The following is a 19,645-nucleotide window of genomic DNA, read 5'->3' as shown; positions in this document are numbered from 1 at the left end:
GGGTAATTCTCCGTTCTGGTGTTTAGAGAATTACCCATCGTTATTTATTGCGGTAAATTCATCATTAGTTTTCTAGAATCGTAGTCAAATAACGCATTATAGAGATTTGTAATCAATTAAAATGGTCTCTTGTTTATTTGTGTATCGATCGTAGAGCTTTTTCCCGTTAATAATTATCTCGTTAATAACGATATATGTATTGGTATAAGCAATTTGACTTTGGATTTTCAAAGTTTTGTCAAAATACTTTAATACCATATCTGATTTATGGATCTGCTCTTGCTTTGTACTATTCTGAATAAGGGAATCTGTTTTAGACAAGTCAAATGCAATTATGTTAAGGTAAGGATCTTTTGTATCATAATAATTTATTCCATAAGGACTCTGTAAATTAGGATTGTAATATAATATTTCGGTTCCTTTGTCATCTCTAAAAAATAACTGAACATCCTTCTCAATATAAGAAGATATATTTTCTCCATTATCCACAATCATTATATTGTAACCTCCGGTTACAGACATAGTTCCTCCAACTATGTCTTCTTTATTACACGATAACAATGTCATTAAAAAAATAAAATAAAAGGATACGATTCTCATCAAACTAATTTAAGAAAAGATTTGCGATAATTTTGTTATTTGTATTAAATTGAGTAGGATGAGGAGATGATGCTCCGACAAGATAGAAGCCATTACCGACCCCTCTCCATCCCCAATTATGAGATAGATAGGTCCCATTTGCATCAATTCTGTAACCATCAATAATCCAAGCATGACCGGTTGGATTATTTGAATAAAAACCATCAACATATACTGGCCTATTTGAGTTAAGATTAGCAATAACTGTATTTAAACTGTATGAAACATATTGAATCGAGCTATTAAAAATAGTAGTTGTCGCACCTGCCTTCCTTACTGTTTTAAAATATTGATATGCTTCACTTGGAGATGTCCCTGAACCTCCACATTTATAATCTGTTCCAACCAAACTACCAAGATTTGAAATCATTTGTGCTGTCCACTTTCCTCCATTATTACCCGCTGCATTTTCTTGATCTATTAAGCTCCATGAATACATATTACCCGGTCTCCAATAATTCATAAGCTGTGCCATTGCAACTGGTACACACCCCGCTGGAGGCCTGCCATTAGCCACAGTTGTACAATTGGTAGTAAGATCTCCAAAACCATAAAGTTCAACGTATTCGTTGAATCCAACTCCTTGGTCATATTGTGTATTGATAAGAGGACCAACTATCGTTGTTGTTAAAGTTTGCGCCGATGAATTAGCTAAAAGATCGACAGACTTATTTGAATTTTCAAGTTTGACACTAATTAAGCTGTCCATACCGTTAACCCATTCGTTCAATGCTGGATTGAGATTTTTTAAATCGAAAGTACCATAATCTGAAAAAGCTAATACACGCTGTTTGAATCTATCGGACGCAGTAACTATTGCAAATCCCTCTGGTTTATAATTGATTATATAATAAAGTTCCTTTCCTTTACGGGTAGTTTTAGTTGAATAATCTTTCAATTCCAAATTTTGGTATTTGGAAGTTTTTTTTGTTCGTGCAATATTATTTGATCCTCCTTCTTTTAAATTGGATCTCAACATGGCTTTTCCAATGTTTAATGCTTCATCAAAATTATCATTTTTCTGTTTGGGAATCAATGTTTCATCTCGCTGACAGGATTGAATTCCTATAATCATTAATATCAGTCCTAATATTGGAAATAGAAGTTTATTTTTTTTCATTTAAATAAGTATTTGTTAAAGTAATATCTTTCCATGGTTTTAATATTCTTCGGCATATTAGCCAATATTCTATAAATGGAAAAATATTCTCGATCAACTCTATTTTGACCCAAACAAACTAGGTTATTTACTCTATGAATTAAATACTGTGATAACTATATTCTGAATATCAACGGATTTGAAAGATCTAATTAAGCTTAAAAATGATAGTTTTCCTCAGTTTTGTCTAAGGGATATATTTTTCCGACCTCTCTAATCTGATATCATAGATCCGTGATTTTCCTCGAAGATCTCCAACCGCACAACGTCCAAATCATGAAGAATTATTTTGAACAATTCTTCGGTATCAAAGTGGGAATTCTATAGTAGATTTTCATCAAATTCTCTAAATGTGAGTACTCCTATATTATTCTTATTAATTGTTGTTTTCATCTGTTTGAATTTTATAGGCGACCCCAAGGTCGGATCGCCTGGTTGAAAAATAATTAAGATTCTTGGAAGACAAAGCCATCTTCAAACCAGTAATCGGTCATGAACAGATTCCTTGCGAATGCTTCGTAGTCAAAATATTGTTTGGCAATTGAGGGTAGATCGTGCAGCTATTCAACGAGCTCCCTTGCAAAATCCTCTTCATCATCGTAATCGCCTTAATAGTCTTCTTCAAAATTGGATATGAGGTCATAAATTCCTTCCTTAGCCAAATAAGTTCCTTAAAAGCACATAGGAAGCTGACAGTTCAAAGAATTTGTATGGTTCACAAGAAATACAAAAACCTGTTTCTGAGCAAAATAAGTATTAATAAATGTGTTTTGGTGTAGCATTGTTTAGACATAAACCGTTTAATTAATCACTAATCAAACGAGCATAAACATGAGAAATTCTTTTAAATTCCTTCTTTTATCAGTACTTTTTATTTTTAACGAATCCTGTAAAGAAAATGATACCGAGCCTCCAATTATAGACCCTCCAATGTATAGTAACCAATATACATGGAAAGAAACTGCTATAAGAAAGAGAAATGAAGATTGGAAGGAACTTCCAAATGGTAATATTCTTCGCCTTTATACTGATTATAAAGTTGATGCAGATACTATGTTTGGAGCTTATGAATATAATGGCATAAATGCAAATATTGAGATAAATACTCCATCTTTAATATACAAAGGATTTATTAAAAAGAAAGATTCACTATTTTTAAAAATACCAAACGATAAAGGACAGGGAAACTCCTATGTTTCCTTGAATTGTGAAATTCTGAATAACTCCGAAATGATTATTCGGAATGGAAAGAGTGATCCTGTGGTAAGTATCAAATACAAAAGATAACAAGAAACCCGTATGGAAAATACGGGTTTCTTTTATTATAAATTTGTGTGATTATTGGTTAACCTACAACAATTGGGTGGATTAGGATTGCCATTGTTCAAATATGCTTGCAAATTCGATCTTTCTTGAGCAGTCATTACAGTATTATCAGATTTATAAACAGTTGGAGCCAATTCTCTATATACGTCTGACCTAGCTATATATGGTAAATAGAAATAGTTAGCATACGACCTATCCAAATCTGATAGCGCAGTTCTATTAACAGGATAAGTCCCCCCTGCATTTAATGTAATCACAGGAAAATTAGCATCTTTAGCGAAATCAGTCATACCATACATCATAATAGAATTTAGATCGACACTACTTCCAAACATAAAATAATTCCCTGTCCGCTTATCAAAATTCGTTTTATAATCATCACCAGTTAGCCTACATCTATCAGGATGAACAGTAATGGTATTGTCGCGATCAGGTCTAGTATGCTCGTGGTATAAACCAATAGCATGCATAATTTCGTGCGCCACAACACCCATCGGAACTGAAAAAGGAGGAAAAAAAGGTCCCATTGATTCATCCTGCTGAAGGCTTAACCATTGCCCAGCATCTCCCCGCCCCTGTGTTGCTGGATTCTTAACGGCATCCCATCTCCCAACAGTTGACCAATTTCCTTCTGCATTCCAAGCACTAGGATTAGTAGAAGTACCATGAAAGAATTCGATGTAAGGATAATAAAACCCCCATTGAGAATCATAAGTTGGCTGGCCTGTTGCATTGTAAAACCTTATATTTGTAGTTGATTCAATGTGTTGAATGGCGGCACTAATGGCTAACCTTGCTCCTGCACTGACATTGGAATTTACAGTATATCTTACCATAGCCCACATTCTATTTTCATTTGGATGAACGCCAACACTTTTGGTATTGGGATTAGTTTTAAATAATCTACCCGAAGATGCCGGTGACGCGTTTTCATAAGGTTGATCCAACTCTTCTTTGGCAACCGCTTCAAAAGAATTATTCATTTTTATCAGCTCAAATTGACTAGGTGTCAGTAAGATGTCACCTTCTATAAAATAATTCTCACCACGTTTTTCTACCGTTGCCCCAGACTCTAGGGTAATAAATTCACCTTTAGCCTTTTTCGCTATTTCTTGAATATGTTTCGGTTGGTCAGCTATCTTGTCCTTACTGCAAGATAAAAGTAAAGCTATCATCAATAATGATAGAGTTTTCAAATTAAGTGTTTTCCTAATCATAATAGTGTTTATTAAGGTTAAAAAATAATCAGACATTTAATACCTAGATATTTCACCCAGAATTTCATCGAAAACTTCTTAGAAGTTCCAAATTGATAAGCGATTATCAAAATACTTCTACAGAATAATAATATTGAAACATTTACGATCCACAAAATTTTCTCGACCAACTTGATTTTGACCCATATAACGTTAGGAAAATCCTCGACAAAATAATCCACAATAAATACTTTTTGCCATACAAAATCATTCATAAAAACTAATAAATAATCAAATAATTAATAACTGTAGCATTATTTAGGTTCAAACCGTATAACTGACAATCAAAACATTATAATTATGAGGACGATAATATTATTTTTAACAATCATTTCCATTGGACTATATTCCTGCGACAAAAACGGTAATCTCTTACCTAGTTCAAATAAACTGGAAATACAGAAAGATGGGATTACTTATGTAGATGCAAGACATATAATTCTAACACCTGGAGCACCTAATAGCCCATTTCTAACTTACAATCCCCCACCAACTGATTCGTATCAGCAGTATAAGGAAAACTTCACATTATCTGCCTCTCCATATACAAAAGGTGAAAATCCCAAAGGATTTGACATTACCATCTATTGTCCCGTAAACGGAGGAGTTGTTTTAAACAAGAAATATGAAATAAAGCCAAATGCTGGAAAAGAAAGAATCCAAATTGAAAAGGGAAACAGATATTTTGATGATTGGGACAATGCATTTATTCGATACTCTGATAATGATAAAATCTACTATTATGGGACAGGTTACATCATGTTCACACATTTTGATGATGGAGGCAACCCAAGCAATGCTAAAGGTTCTGGAATAATAGAATTCACCATCCCAAATGAAAATGGAGGTAGAACATCTTTGAAAGGAACTTTTACGTTATAAATTGTATTTAGATCTTCTCTTAAAAGGTGATCCACCAAAGAGAAGATCTAAAGAACTAAAATAACACATTAGTACCACTATCTTTATACCAATTAAGGGTACGATAATAGTTTAAATAAAAATCCTCAGATTCTGGAATAAAACAGGTGAATCCAGAAAAAGCCTTAATTGGCTTTCCTAAAAATTGATCTGTAGCGTTCTTATAAATAATCGTTTTCTCCATCTGCTTTTTAATAGGATCAAGCTCCGAAAGAGGAAAATTTACCTCCAGATAATTTACAAAATCAAATGCAGGCACTGGAAAATCCGCTGTGTAATCTAATCTTTGGACATTAACCCTAATTGGTATACCAACCGACTTATTTTTTAAATATAAATCTGCACATAAACTTGAAAGTTTAGAAAGTTCTTCTGTATTAAGCAATGTAACAGATGCAGATCGCATTTGACCTGTATAAGAACTATAGTGTTCAAAGTACTGATTAGCAGCATTTATTAAATCAGGTTCTTTAGAGGCAAGGTAAGGCAACACTTTTCGATAAGGAAACCCGCTTGCTAATACTTCTGTCGGTGACGCTATAATGTATTTCGCTTTTTCTTTAAACTCCCAGAGTACCTCAATACTTGCCATATTGCAGGCGTCGAATATAATGTAATTGAATCCAGATGGAATTGCATTCTTCAATTCGATTATATCCATTTGCTTGCCCTGATCCTCTCCAAATGATCGAGTTTCGATTCTTTTTGACACAGGTGGCGCCCAGGAAGTCGCATGAGACCACAAAATTAATCCATAGCTTTTTGCAGGGAATAATTCCTTGCCATCATTGATTGCCCGATTCAATTGTTGTGGACTACTATTTGAAATGTTATACTTCTTTATTGTATCGCTGGCTATTACTTTTAAGTTGTCATCAAATTTCACTCGAAGAAGAATTGCTTCATCATTATTTGAACGGAGATAAACTAAAACGGCAGCATTTTTAAAAGTATTAGCTGCTATTTCCATATCATTAATATTATCAAGCGCGTATTGTCTTAGATTATTGTTGGCCTCCATTACGACAATAATCGTTTGATCGTATTTAATTTTTGGAGGTTCAACAGGAGCATCTTTTTTACACGAAAAGAAAAGAAACACAAATATTAGAGAAATTAGTATAAATCTCATGTTTAACCGTATTAAAAAGGAGCCGATTTAGTCAGACTCTATAATTTAAATTATTTAGCCTCTTGTTTAATAAAAATTTTTGTAGCCGTATTTTGCAAAAGATTTTGGAATGAAAAGTCCCCTTCATCAAAAATAGCAAGAACTGGTTCACACTGTGTATTTCTCGATATAATCATACCACCCTTTTTACCGGAAAAATCGTCGGTTTAACTTCCGTATTAGATTTTGTAGTTGCCTTAGACTTGGCACTTCCAGTATAATATTGAAGTGCAACGCTCTTTGCATCAACGATTGTTCTAATATTTTGTTTCCCAACTTTTTCTAAATTAGGAGAAACGTTTTCTTTTTGACAAGAAATAAGAACAATATTCCAGCAATGCCGAATATGTCTAAAAATTTTGGCTTAAATTTCATTAAGAAGAAAAGTTATATAAATACTATTTGAGGCGTTCCTTGAAATACAAAATTCCCCTCATTAAAGAGAGGAACTTTGTTCAATTTTATTAAAAAGGTTGTTGATTAATGATATTACCATCACCTGGGTAAGGAGCGTAATTATTGAGATAATCTTGCAACTGTTGTCTTTGAGTAGTTGTAAGCTGAACATTATTACCATCATACACCACATCGTCTAATTGTCTATAATTATCAGTTCTAGCAATGTATGGAAGATAAAAATAGTTTATAAAAGCTCGGTCTGTATTTGATAATGTCTGATTAGAATTGATAGTTGAACCATCTTTCTTCCAAATACTGTTTAAACCATTATTAGAAAACTCTGTTGATCCCGCTAAAGTAATAGAATTAAAATCAAACGATCCAATTGAATAGTAATTGGTAGTAATTTTATCAAAATGATATCTGTTATCCGGGTCAACGTTATTCGTATTAATGTTTACGTAAGTATCACGATCATTTCTCTGTTGTTCATTATACATACCTGCAACATTAACTAAAGCTCTTTTAATAAACGCAACAGTAGAACCCTCAGGTAAATAAATGTTTTGTTCTCCCCCCTGAAGACCAATATAAGAAGATCCTTTTTTATTCCCTGTGGCTTTGCTTATATGCACATTAGGATATTTGAAATGATAAACTGGGTCCTCGTCTAAATCATAAAGGGAATTATAGAACCTAATATTGGTTTCTGCCTCAATTTCCGATATGGCATCAGTGAGATTTTGTTTTAACTCATAATCAGCCTGTGTAACTAGTGTAAGTCCAACTTTTAACCTGATCATAGACCAGAAACGATTCTGATAAGGATGAACTCCAAAAGCTTTAGTTCCAATTGGAATTGGTTCAAACACACCGCCCTGAGATGGAATATTCTTATCAATGAGCGTATTTTTAGAATTTTTATGTTCGCTTTCCAAAAAGGGATTCCCAGTCTCTTTCCAATTTATCAATTGCTGATCTGTATAGAGAACAGAATAAGATGCCGCTTTTTTCTCTTGGTCAGAAGCTTGCGAATTTGAGATGTCATTTTTTTGGCAGGAGACAAACAGCAACGCCAATGACATTAATTTTAAATAATTGGTAGTTTTCATTGATTTGATTAATTATTTGATTTTGTTAGTTGAATTATTATCGTTTGAATAGTTCATACCCTTCACCGCTTCCACGTACTTATGATACAGTTCAGGAGAAATGTGAAGTTCACTTGCTTCCTTCTCAGACATATCCAGAATATATACTGAATTTTTTAAGATAATTCGATCTGATAACATCAGATCTGCATTAGACTGCATTTTAAAAAGAGTTTCCAAACTGTCCTGCTTTACTTCGGCACGCGACGGTGTTTTCTCCATTTCGATAGATTTAATATCTTTCCTACATCCGATGGTAATAAGTCCCAATAAGAACGCTAAAAATAAATACGTTTTGATTTTTCGTAAACTTTTCATATCAATAATTTTTGTTAAGTGTCGTCCGGAATTCGCCTTTTATCGTTAGCAACTTTTTATTTTCCGCTACAATGGGGGATGGAATTATAAGTTCCAGTATGCCTCTAACTTCCATTTTGTCCGTGTCGATAGATTTAATGACCATTTTCCCTGTTCCGAAGCAATTATTATTTAAATCACCATTTGCCGAAATACTAGAATATGCTTTTTGTTTATCTCTATACTTTATCTCATAATTGACTGGCATAAGGTAGTCTTCGCCCGGGATAGCCTCAAATAGATATTCTTTGTTTACTTGTAATTCTGCATCCAAAGGACAATATATTTCTAAATTGTAATACCTTGCCGCCACATCAGAACTTACATTTTCCAGTCTAGGGAAACTCTGAAAAATCAAATATTTATAATTTTCACGGTCATTAAGGTAATAATAACCAAACCAAGGAAAGCGTGTCGCACCCGGAGGCAACAAGATTGGCATTTTATCCTTATATTGAACACCATTAACCTCACATTTAAAAGTGTCAGAACTTAATTCCTCTTGCTTTTGCTCTTTTTTGCATGCGATAGTCGTTAAACTCAACAGCAACATCACTACAGATTTAATAAACATAATATTTAGTCTCATTTTTATCAAATTAATTCGGGTAATTCTCTTTATAAACAACCGTAAATGGAGTTTTTTGAATAATCTGTTCCTGATAATTTAGCAACATCAACCTATAAACCAGCACTTGGTTATTCGGAAATGCTTTTATCCTTTCGAGTTCTTCGGGAGGTAAAATATCTTTGATATATCCATTAGGTGACCAAAGGATACCTCTTTGACTTCCTTCATCGTTGACAATTACGGCTGCTAATGGATTCCACCTAGCATTAGCATACTCACCAGAAGTGTTCCTTCTTATAATTGCCATTGTAGCATTATTATATGTTACTTTAATCCCTGTTGAAGTATAAACTTCCCCTTTATTATTGACGATCCAACTATTAAAAAGTAGATTCCATACATCATATCCGGTAATCCGGACAAATACAGGCGCACTTTCATTACCATTTGCATCCCTCACTTTTAGATAGATGGTGGTATTATCATTATCTTCCGTAGTACCAAGTTTAACTTCTGGAGACTGCGAATCAAACCATTCTATAGGGCCATCTTCATTCTTAACCCCCCATTGATAAACAACAATATTTTTATTCTCCATGATAAAATCGGCATACCCCGGCTCTGTATCAATACAGTTTGCTTTTATTGTATAAAAACCAGGTTTTCGAACCACATCCGCTAGCACAAAGCGAGGTGTTCCAACAGCAACTCGAGTGGTAAGTTGTGTACCACTCACATAAGCAGTAATATCAATTATTCCTTTGCCTGTAACCGTAAGAACACCAGACGAATTAATTGTAGCAATACTTGAATTTGAGGTACTCCATGTAATGCTTGCAGTCCCAGGATTAATTACTGAATATTGAGATCCTGTTTTTCCCAACTTAGGTCCCGCAATTGAGTATCTTAATTGAGCTAATAACCATCCTGCTTCCTCCATACCAAAGTCTATATGGCCATTGGAAACCATATTGTTATAAAAGACATTCCCACCAAACGGGGTATTTGTACTAGCTGGTTTAGTAGTAAACATTGCAGCAGTTAGGGGTTGAGTGCCAAATCCTACAGCAAGAGCACTAGAAGCTGGAAGGAAGGGAATATTCGGTGCAATTTTCACATCATATCCATACTTTAATAGAATTGGCGATATCACAGAACCGGAAGCTTGACCTAAATTTGCTTGGTTGTTAATTGAATATACTGAACTTGGATAGGTATCAAAAAGTAATCCGCTTGGCATATTTCTTTGAAAAGAGAAAATTGTCCGGGTAATTGGTACAGTCCAAAGAAATTTTTTAACGTATTTAATCTGAAAATCAGAAATTTTAGTTCCGACAGATATACCAGGAAGCATCTGCATTTTGACTTGCAAAGTTGTTTTACCGGGAAGAATTGTCAGTAAACCGGCCCAGATATCTTGCAATAAAACCCCAAGGACAATCCCATTGAGTCCAGGAGTAAAGTCTAGCAAAGGAGAATTAGCATTTACATTAGCGTCAACAAAATATTGATTTACAGGATTACTCACATAACTACCATTAACAATGGAGAGCATTCTAAAAGAACCGTTAACATCTCCGTTTGGAAAACCAAGTGACGCTAATTCTTGTTGCCAATTATTATGGTCAGTATTATTTAGATTTCCTCCAAAGTCAACATAGTTTACCAACATTTGTCGAGCAGCATTACTATGCATGATTCTTTTTACCATGTTTATATAATCGTTATTATCAAAACTACCAGCGATAGAATTTAGAATTGATTTATTCTCTAAGAATGAATTGATGGCATATACACCATAAAGTACTCCCAAAGGGACATTTGCTCCCAAATGTGGGGCATCATGGCTAACATATATAGAGGTGTTATGAGCAATATTGGCTACCTCCATTTTTTTCAGGGCATACCGCGCAATTAGCCCACCCATACTTTGTCCCATAACGATATTAGGTTCGGCGCTATTATTCTGTTGTTTTTGTTGATTAACCCAAAGTATTACCTCTTTAAGTGTGTTTGCATTCGCCTGAATATATTCCTCACTATTTACAAAATCAACATAAACTATATCATATTCATCCAGTATACGCTCTCCTTCATAAGTGCGTTTAAGTACCTTCATAAAACTTTCAACACTTACGACTCCTTTACCTTTTAATTCAGTATTTGGATCCTTATCAACTAAAACGCTAAGAGCGCGGGGATCAAAACCTTCCACGACAACAAGTGGTTTCTTTATTTCATTATTGACTCGACAAATAGTGTACACTTCCGCCGATGTACTCACTCCATTATATGCGCCACCAACTTTTGTTGTTGCGTAAGAAAATTTTGAACCTATACCAAAGGCTCTAGCTGCGGTAGTTGGTAAAAGTACTTGAATATTTGAATGTGATTGCAATTGATTCCCACCTGTGAGTGTGATCCGCATTTTAATTTCTTTTCTTCCCGATGATGGATAATTCGCAGTTAAGCTTCCTCCTAAAGTAATCTGCCTATACCCCCCACCATCACCTGGGTCAATCTCAATCTTTGAATAAGATAAATTTGAAAACCACACATTTGAATTGAGTTTGTATGTAAGAGATCCAGCATTAAAAATACTATCATGTGGAGCAAAACCCAAAGCATATCCACTGGAATAAGGATTTTGCCAAACACCATTTTTAACATTATCGGAAACCTTACCATTTGCATAATTTATCAATTGATCGTTTTTTGCATTTGCCTTTATAAAGGAATAGCGGTAGGCTGCAGCACTTAACGAAACGGTAGTATTTGTTCCAGCGTTACCTTGATTTAACATAATAGTTTCAACATCTCCAAATGGAGAGGTAGAAACAGAAGCTGATTTTATAGTACGCAGGAACATTTCATAAGTTGGTCGATCTATAAAATTATCCTTATTTAAAAGAGTACCTGAATACTTATCTAAATCAACAAGTTCGAATGAAAAATCCCTTAATAGTCCATCTGGCACTTTAGTTTTATCAAGAGTAGAAAACATATTATTGAGGTAGTTCCTCATATCGGTATTTTCTTCAACTCCCTGTGCAAAAATTGAAGGCGCGTTGAAAAACAACGTAAGCAATAAAGCTAGGATTTTGATCAAATTTCTTTTCATGTTGTTTCGTATTTGGCTAAACTTCTGAAAAGCTATATTATATTTATCAAATAAATAAATAATCTCGACCAACTCAATTTTGACCCATACGAAATACCCAATCTACACGATGTTATATTTTATATTCATTAATTAAGGTTATAAAATGGCATTATTCTACATAAAATAAAAAACCACCATTAAATAATCTAATGGTGGTTTATATAAAACCCTAACTATGAAATTTAATTTTAGGAAGTCCTATTCCGATAACGGAGTTAGTTTAACAGAAATAGGACGTCCAAGTTGACCTTTTGAAATCTCCTTTCCATTCACCAATAATTGTGAATAGCCTTTATAGGAATCAGTGCTTTCTATTTTTAATTTTATTGAAACTTCAGAGTATCCCTTTACCACTAATATACTTTCAGCATAGCCGTCGCTTTGAGGTGTAAGATTTCCAAAAACTTTCAATATTTTCTGTTTCGGCACTTCCCAATCAATAATTTGCATATTTTTGGGGAGATCAAGATTAGGTTGGTTTTGAATTTCCCGATTGCCTGATTTATCAACATAGTATAAATCTAGGTCATTGAGCCCTTTTGACCCTTCGTTTAACTCAAAAATATTGTTACTATCTTCGTTAGTCAAGTTTAATAATACTTGGCTCTCAACATTCACACAACATTTTTCTTCCTTCTTTTCACAAGAAAATAAAGTAAATAATATTAGTAGTAATCCTAATTTGTACATATTATCGTTATTTTTTAATTGAATAAACCATACCTCTTTTATATTGGAAATTATAACCTCCGCCTGCATCAGCACTAGCGAACCCAAACCATCCATTGTTTGAACCTCCCCAACCCCAGTTCATATGAAAGTACAGGAAGGAAGCACCACCTGTCCAGGTACCATCAGGATTTTGCTCGCCACAGCTTGTACCACCACGAACACCATCTGCTACCCAGACATGCCCACCTTTAAAAGTATGAAAAATAAAGCCGCTTTTGTCTTTATATCCACTTAAGATTACTGGACGATTGGCTTGAATTTCACTTTTTACGGTATTATAATTAAAGTCGGTTGCTGTCGCTGTGACTGAATAGCCGAAAGTATTTTCTAAGGCGTACGGAATATCATTTAGATTAGAAGCAGCACCTGTGCCATCACAATCCGGTTGTGAATCTACAGAATTGGCTACGTCTCTCATTAACTTAGAGATTTCATTGGCTCCTGATGAAACATCTAAATAACTTGAAACTGCATTTGGCATAATACTATAATTATATGAAGCAGGATATTGATGATATCTCATCACCTGGGCCATTGCTGTAGCTACACAGCCTGTATACGCTTTTCCATTACAAGAGTAAGGGGTACAAGACATATCAGGCATTAAATTGTTATAGCCGCCAGATTGATTCCAAGTTGTCTGCAAAAGTGGGCCTATTTCAAATCCCGTTGGTTCACATCCTCCTGCCGGAGGGAAAAATCCAGCGACTTTTTCAATAGAAGCTCTTTTTACATTAACTGTTGGAACTTCCCCTCCTAAAAGCTTGACATAATTCCCCTTTTTCAAAAGGTTTTCTCCATTCTCATTTTCTCTTGTGCCTGATTTTAACTCTTCTATCTGAAGTTTATTTTCATATAACCATGCTTCCGTTGCGGCTGGTATAGTATCGGATGGAAAGTTTGTCTCATCGGAATATGCCAATACCGGATTGGCCCGACGATCTGCGGCCAAAATAATAAATCCACCCTTCCCATAATTAAAAACACGCATTAAGGGAGTTCCATCTTCTGATAAAATTTCCTTTTTTAAAGTTGCATTAGTATTTCCAATATTTAATTTAATTGATGCTTTTGTATTTGCCTCTCCTAAAATAAAATAATGTAGTGAGTCTGCGACTCTAGCACTTTCGCTCAATGGAATAAAATACTCGTCCCTGCTTAAAGCATCTTGTTCAATACCTTGATTTTTACATGAGACTAGTAATAGTCCACTTAAAAATAAAATAAATAGTTTCTTCATTGATAATAAAAGTTAATATCGGCCAAAAGTATTTATATCAAAGAGTATCTAGAAAAAATCTCGACAAACTGTAGTTTGACCTAGATAAAATGTATTTTATGCTAGATAACCGAGGAAATTGGATAAAATATTCTCGACAAACTGTGTTTCGACCAATACAAACTATGAATATTCCTAAATGGAATTTCAAACTTAAAGTAAGCTTTAACTTATTTTGCAAGTTAATATCTGACAATGAATACTTCAAAGAAGTATGATTATAAAAAATATTTAGATATAAATGAAAGTTGATAACTTTATATATGCTTTATAAAATCGCTTTATGCAATTGAGGCAAAATTCCTACGATGAGCTGGTCGAAACAGGTTATAATTATTTTATTTTCTAGCGTTTTGACTGGCCCGATATGAAAGAAAAATCAGGTTTTCTTTTAACTCCATACGATGAACAGATGCCAGCCAAATTACATGCCCATCGCCTTGATATAAATGAAGGTAAGCTGTTACAGCTTCCTGAGGATAATCAAAAAATAGAAAAATTTATGATCTGATAAAAATCACACTATTAGATAAATCTAATAGTGTGATTTTTATGAGTATCAACTATTTAGATATCCTTAACTTATCTAAAGTTAATCTTTTGGGATGAAAATATGCAGGCTCAATTTCAACTTAATTTTTAACTCACTTTTATTTTTAATATTTCCAATTAACCGATCAGTATTAAAATAAAATGAAAATCTATTCTTCCTAATTTCACTACTAGCTTTTAGTGCAATTGTTTTCTTTTCTAATCCTAGAATCCAAGCAATAGCTGGGTCATCTTGTACTCCAAAGTCCGTATCTGTATCGTCATTTAGGGTGACATTAGCTTTGATACCTTTGAAATAGTTGCTTTCCCTATTGGCATTTTTGAGTTCGTACATACCTAAAAACAGATCAAACTGACCCACTGGAATTCCAAATGATCCAACGGGCTTACCGTAGGTATATACAGCAGAAAGGTTATCCTCTGATACGCCTATAACCTGAACATCCATATACGGTTTTAGAATATTGATCAGAAGCTCACTGGCAGATGCAGTTCTGTTGCTCACTATAAAGTAAACTTTTTTTAAATCCGTCAACCCGTCATCTTTATGAAAATACGTTGTATTGGCTTCCACGCTATAATCAATATCATAAAGACTTATCTCTCTACCATTAATGATAACAGGCCGATTATATTCATCATACAATTTGTAATTTTCTAATACTTTTGAATTCCCTTCCTGCATTTGCCTGTTATAATGTTCTGTATACATAATCTTTGCATCTGCATTATTTGGTGCAACCAAATTCGCTATAAAATCAGCTGATACCTGATATCCCCCTTGGTTGTACCGAAGATCAATGATGAGTTCATTAATTTTTTCCTGTGCAAAAGAAAGAAAAATTGGAGTTAGATATTTCTGCGTATTTTGAATTGGGGTGAAACTATTTAATGCAAAATAACCGATTTTCCTTTCTCCATTTCTCAAAATATTTTGCTTTACCACCGGATTTATCTCATATGAAGCTGCATTTAAACGTACTTCCCGCTTTTTAACACCATCCTCTGTCACTTCAAGCTTAATGAACGACATGGAAAGTGACTTTTTCCATTGCTCTAGAAACGAAACTTCTGTTAATACACGCTCCCCATTTATGGATAAAATTTGTGTCCCACGCTTAAGACCTGCTTTACCTGCAGGTGAATTGGGATCAACATACAATAAACGGAGGATATTATTTTTAACCACCACGGAAAGGCCAAACGTATTACTTATATTATAAGCATTCTGAGGTCCTTTATCTTGGAATTCCCTAAACACAATACCGGAATATTTTGGTCTATTCAGATCTAATGGATTCTGTTCAAAGAGCTTGCCTGTCTCTCCATCTTTCGCAAATTGTGTAATTTCAAATATTTCATTCTCATAACACCTAAACTCACTCAACCCCTCATTATAAAACCGCGATGGATTGAAACGATCAACCGAAGGTAGTTGATCGTTCCATAGGTATACCCCTTTTGCGAGAAGAAAAATAGAGTCCAGATTTTCACTTATCCTATTTTTCTCTTTAGATATTTGAGGAATGTCATCATTCTTTTTAGTACAAGATTGAACCAAAAAGAAGGCAACAATAATTAGAATAATAAAATTTATATGTTTCATTATACCTTCAAAATTCCGATTAAGGATACATCTCGTCAGATCTATTAGCCATATAATGATCCACTTTTTTAGGTAACACATGATAATTTTCACTTGGAACCATATCAAAATGACAATAGTCTCTGGAAGTTGTCGCATCTGATCCATAATGGACAAAATAGAATACTTTATAATTCTCTATCAACTGGTCGGATCCAGGATACTTCCATATTACATTGTCTGTTACCTTACTAGTGCTCCAATTTCCTACCCAATTATAGGTGCTTTTAGTACCATAATCCCGCTCATATTTATAGTCAATAAAAATCGGAGCATCACTATACTTTCGATTCGCCGTTGGATCTTTATAAAAACTCATGTAGATATCCGAATAAGTAAATTTTGGATTTGAAGATGAATTAGCCTCCCAATTGCTATTTTTATATTCAATACGAACATAAGGCTTGTCAAAAGGGCCATAGTTAATTTGGAACGGTGCTTCGACCAATCCGTTTCCACTGTTCAAGTAAGCAAGTTGAAAGGCAATAGGAACTCCAGGACTTGCCTTGGAATACGTTGTATTAGCACTTAATACTTGAATAAAACCATTTAATCCCGCAACAGCTACAGCAGGAGAAGTATCCGTGCCGATCCCCGTATATTTAACTTTTATCGTTGCTGAATTTATAATATTTTTCTCTTCATTAGTTAACGAGGTTCCGATGCCAATCAGATTTTTCAATATTCCGAGTTGTTTATATACAGCGTTATACAATTTAGTCGAACTATAGGAAGATTCGATTACCATAATACCCATGCGACCATAGGTCACACTTTTCACATAGACCGGGGTTACTCCTCCAGTAATGGCCTGCATATCTAGACCTGTAGGATCAAATAATTGAGTATTATTTTGGGGAACGTCCATATCAATTGTAAAATTGTGCTGGAAAAATTTAATCTTAATTGCCGATGTGGAGGCAATAAGATGGTTCTCTCCTTGCTGTGTTGTATTGGTGTTAATCAAAAATGCATCTAAGCCTTTATTGAATCCATAAATCGTTTTTAATTCCTCATATACACGAAAAGTATCCATCTCCACTATCAAAGAAGCAGCACCAACTTCACCGGGATTTGTATTCTCTAGATCCGTCAGTGCAGCATTGTACAATGCCGCTTGAGAAGTTGGACGGGGAAGACTGGTTCGGGCAACTGCGGAACCAGAAACAGGCATGGAAGTAGATATGGTAATCGGGCGGATATTATTGGAAATCCCTGTTAGCATCTGTGGCGAAAAAATACCTTCAATGCTCTGACCTCTTAGGATGGCGCCCGGATAAATATTAAGTCCCATAGATTGATCTGAAATAGTGAACATCTGGGATTTATATTTCTGATAGAAATATAGTTTATTTGGATCAGGGGTTGAAGTATTACTACCATTAACAATGATCCCTGGTCCGTCTTTATAACCTCCTGAACCTGCTTTAGGTTTAAACGGATTATCTTCATCTGGTGGTATAGTCACGTCAGCTCTTTTCCCTCCTGATGATCTTTTGGCAGACGAATTATTGTCTGGATTAGATTTTGAATCAACAGTAAAACCTTGGATCTTCGGTATTCTTAGTTGATCCAAAGCTTGTTTACCATTTGCACCGTTTAAGTCGGAATCCAATTTCGAACAACTAGCCGCTAAGAATAGCATCAATAACAAAGGGACACCCTTAATGATCCTTTGCAAAAAATAATTCGTTCTACTTTTCATATTTTTAAGATTTTATAGGCATAGGTCCCCCTGGCATACAGGAAACATGATGCTTATTGGTTAAAAAAAGTGTTATTGATTAATTTAGATCTTTATTACAAACCCTAAATTCTATTTATTTGGAGATTAACTACCAAGTGGCATTCCATTACTTATTGCCCATTTTCGGCTTCTCTTCTCTTTTAACTGCCCCTTTTCATCATAGATATTATAACTAGCACTTACCACATTATTCTGAATATTATAATCGGTAATTTTCACAGAATAATCTGCCGGAATATTATTTGTCTCCTTTAGGTTATCTCGCCAGATAACAACCTGTTTTCCTGCCCATTTGTCCTCTACACTGGTGACTATTTGCATTCTACCCACGTAGCCGTCATTTAAGAACAGCATATATTCATAGTTGTTTATAGGAATATTCCATAAATTACCAGAAGGATAGTAAGCATCAGAAGCATCAATATCCTTGGTATAACGAATGGAAAAATCCCGCTCATAACAGACCAACTGCGTACCGCGCTGTCCCAACCCCATATATCCCCCGCCTCTATTGAGGTCTTTATCCGTGCCCTCCCGGACCAACAACGAATTACCATACCACTGAACCAAAGAATAAGGAAAAGTTACATAAGCCCAATCCAGAGGCTCTTCTACCTTATACTTTTTGGTATAAAACTTTTTGCTGTCAAGATCTATATTCGCCAAAAGCTGGATGTATTTGTTCCTAGTCTCTAGATCATCAAGCACTATCTCCAATGATAAGGTGGCTTGATCTCTGTTAATAAACCTATTTGGAGCAACCAAATCAACAATCAAATTACGCATGTCCTTAGGTATTTCAGTAGAATCGATTGTCGGGCAGACCTCTGAAAAGATCGTCTTCCCATCCTTATTATCGACCCTAATCTCCAATGTATTGTCTAGTGTACTTACAACATAGTATTGATTCCCCACACTATCGGTTTTAGCTTCGGTTCTCCATTTTTCGTTTTTCTTCTCAGGAACATCTGGAGTATCTTTCTTACATGAGAATAAGAAGCATGCCATTAGTAAACATACACTTAAAATCCCTAAACTCTTTTGTCTAAATGTTGTATTCATCATCATAAAATATATTTAATGGTCAATTCTAAACGTCGTTTTAAATGGCGAGTTATCTTTTAGATATTTTGCAGTATAATGAATCGGCACTCCTGGATCACTCGCAGTAAATGTACCTACGTTTTGTGCGATAAAATCAGATACGCCATCAGGACTTGGATTGATCAGTAGTTGTATCACATTATTTCCGATAGTACTTCCCAAAAGATAAATCGTTATACGACAACTTGCAAAAAGATTTGTTTCTTCCTGAGTATAGGATTCCGTAGTTTTTTTAAGAATCTTCTTCACCATCTTCTGAAAAGCACTTCTCATTTCGGAACTATTGTTGTTAGATTCAAGTACCAATAATCCAAACCTACCATAAGTTACGGAATTAATATATACCGGAGAAATACCATCAAAAGCGTTGGCGGGAATAGAAGCCATATCAATCAGCTCATTAGCAGTAGGATCAGACATCGAATAGGTAAAATTCTCTACTGTATAACTGGCCATGAATTTAGTGGAATAGT

Annotated in this window: 18 protein-coding genes; 3 read left to right on the top strand and 15 right to left on the bottom strand. The window is 34.6% G+C overall.

Features of this window, described 5'->3' with window-relative positions; translation table 11 throughout:
- Positions 1-96: 96 nt before the first annotated feature.
- The 3 genes from OK025_RS12295 to OK025_RS26780 all read right to left on the bottom strand — a co-directional run bounded on the left by OK025_RS12295 (position 97) and on the right by OK025_RS26780 (position 2,340).
- Positions 97-600 carry a hypothetical protein gene (locus tag OK025_RS12295; RefSeq protein ID WP_317669673.1) on the bottom strand — a complete coding sequence of 168 codons (504 nt, stop codon included), beginning with the start codon at positions 598-600 and terminating at the stop codon, positions 97-99.
- 4 nt (positions 601-604) lie between these two features.
- Entirely contained in the window at positions 605-1,759 is a 1,155-nt protein-coding gene (locus OK025_RS12290; protein WP_317669672.1) for a C10 family peptidase, read from the bottom strand.
- 485 nt (positions 1,760-2,244) lie between these two features.
- On the bottom strand, positions 2,245-2,340 hold the full coding sequence (locus OK025_RS26780) for a hypothetical protein (RefSeq protein ID WP_411567700.1): 96 nt from the start codon (positions 2,338-2,340) through the stop codon (positions 2,245-2,247).
- A gap of 289 nt (positions 2,341-2,629) precedes the next feature.
- On the opposite strand from OK025_RS26780, the gene OK025_RS12285 reads away from it, so the two are divergent.
- On the top strand, positions 2,630-3,085 hold the full coding sequence (locus tag OK025_RS12285; protein WP_317669671.1) for a hypothetical protein: 456 nt from the start codon (positions 2,630-2,632) through the stop codon (positions 3,083-3,085).
- A 35-nt stretch (positions 3,086-3,120) separates the two neighbouring features.
- Here OK025_RS12285 and OK025_RS12280 read toward each other — a convergent pair whose 3' ends face one another.
- Positions 3,121-4,377, bottom strand: coding sequence for a M12 family metallopeptidase (locus OK025_RS12280; RefSeq protein WP_317669670.1), 1,257 nt, complete (start codon positions 4,375-4,377; stop codon positions 3,121-3,123).
- A 303-nt stretch (positions 4,378-4,680) separates the two neighbouring features.
- On the opposite strand from OK025_RS12280, the gene OK025_RS12275 reads away from it, so the two are divergent.
- Entirely contained in the window at positions 4,681-5,262 is a 582-nt protein-coding gene (locus tag OK025_RS12275) for a hypothetical protein (RefSeq protein WP_293956534.1), read from the top strand.
- Between the two features lie 55 nt (positions 5,263-5,317).
- Here the strand turns inward: OK025_RS12275 and OK025_RS12270 are convergent, their stop codons facing one another.
- The 7 genes from OK025_RS12270 to OK025_RS12240 all read right to left on the bottom strand — a co-directional run bounded on the left by OK025_RS12270 (position 5,318) and on the right by OK025_RS12240 (position 14,085).
- Complete coding sequence (locus tag OK025_RS12270; protein WP_317669669.1) at positions 5,318-6,433, bottom strand: clostripain-related cysteine peptidase; 1,116 nt, start codon at positions 6,431-6,433, stop codon at positions 5,318-5,320.
- Positions 6,434-6,936: 503 nt separating this feature from the next.
- Entirely contained in the window at positions 6,937-7,983 is a 1,047-nt protein-coding gene (locus OK025_RS12265) for a M12 family metallopeptidase (protein WP_317669668.1), read from the bottom strand.
- Between the two features lie 12 nt (positions 7,984-7,995).
- Positions 7,996-8,340, bottom strand: coding sequence for a hypothetical protein (locus OK025_RS12260; RefSeq protein ID WP_317669667.1), 345 nt, complete (start codon positions 8,338-8,340; stop codon positions 7,996-7,998).
- 1 nt (position 8,341) lies between these two features.
- Positions 8,342-8,968: a hypothetical protein gene (locus tag OK025_RS12255; protein ID WP_317669666.1), complete on the bottom strand. Its 627-nt coding sequence runs from the start codon at positions 8,966-8,968 to the stop codon at positions 8,342-8,344.
- A 10-nt stretch (positions 8,969-8,978) separates the two neighbouring features.
- Positions 8,979-12,071 carry a hypothetical protein gene (locus OK025_RS12250; RefSeq protein ID WP_317669665.1) on the bottom strand — a complete coding sequence of 1,031 codons (3,093 nt, stop codon included), beginning with the start codon at positions 12,069-12,071 and terminating at the stop codon, positions 8,979-8,981.
- A 240-nt stretch (positions 12,072-12,311) separates the two neighbouring features.
- Positions 12,312-12,803, bottom strand: coding sequence for a hypothetical protein (locus tag OK025_RS12245; protein ID WP_317669664.1), 492 nt, complete (start codon positions 12,801-12,803; stop codon positions 12,312-12,314).
- A 7-nt stretch (positions 12,804-12,810) separates the two neighbouring features.
- A complete protein-coding gene (locus tag OK025_RS12240; RefSeq protein WP_317669663.1) occupies positions 12,811-14,085 on the bottom strand; it encodes a C10 family peptidase in 1,275 nt (424 codons plus the stop codon).
- A gap of 406 nt (positions 14,086-14,491) precedes the next feature.
- Here OK025_RS12240 and OK025_RS12235 point away from each other — a divergent pair, with 406 nt between their 5' ends.
- A complete protein-coding gene (locus OK025_RS12235) occupies positions 14,492-14,635 on the top strand; it encodes a hypothetical protein (protein ID WP_317669662.1) in 144 nt (47 codons plus the stop codon).
- Positions 14,636-14,716: 81 nt separating this feature from the next.
- On the opposite strand, the gene OK025_RS12230 is transcribed toward OK025_RS12235, so the two are convergent.
- From OK025_RS12230 to OK025_RS12215, 4 genes are all read right to left on the bottom strand, one after another.
- Positions 14,717-16,282 carry a S41 family peptidase gene (locus OK025_RS12230; RefSeq protein WP_317669661.1) on the bottom strand — a complete coding sequence of 522 codons (1,566 nt, stop codon included), beginning with the start codon at positions 16,280-16,282 and terminating at the stop codon, positions 14,717-14,719.
- Positions 16,283-16,301: 19 nt separating this feature from the next.
- Entirely contained in the window at positions 16,302-18,026 is a 1,725-nt protein-coding gene (locus tag OK025_RS12225) for a thiol-activated cytolysin family protein (protein WP_317669660.1), read from the bottom strand.
- 126 nt (positions 18,027-18,152) lie between these two features.
- On the bottom strand, positions 18,153-19,076 hold the full coding sequence (locus OK025_RS12220) for a hypothetical protein (RefSeq protein WP_317669659.1): 924 nt from the start codon (positions 19,074-19,076) through the stop codon (positions 18,153-18,155).
- A 69-nt stretch (positions 19,077-19,145) separates the two neighbouring features.
- On the bottom strand, positions 19,146-19,628 hold the full coding sequence (locus OK025_RS12215) for a thiol-activated cytolysin family protein (protein ID WP_317669658.1): 483 nt from the start codon (positions 19,626-19,628) through the stop codon (positions 19,146-19,148).
- Positions 19,629-19,645 lie beyond the last annotated feature (17 nt).

It is taken from the genome of Sphingobacterium sp. UGAL515B_05, from assembly GCF_033097525.1.
Lineage (GTDB): Bacteria > Bacteroidota > Bacteroidia > Sphingobacteriales > Sphingobacteriaceae > Sphingobacterium.
The sequence above is the reverse complement of the archived record's forward strand: the minus strand, read 5'-3'. Positions and strand labels throughout refer to the sequence as shown.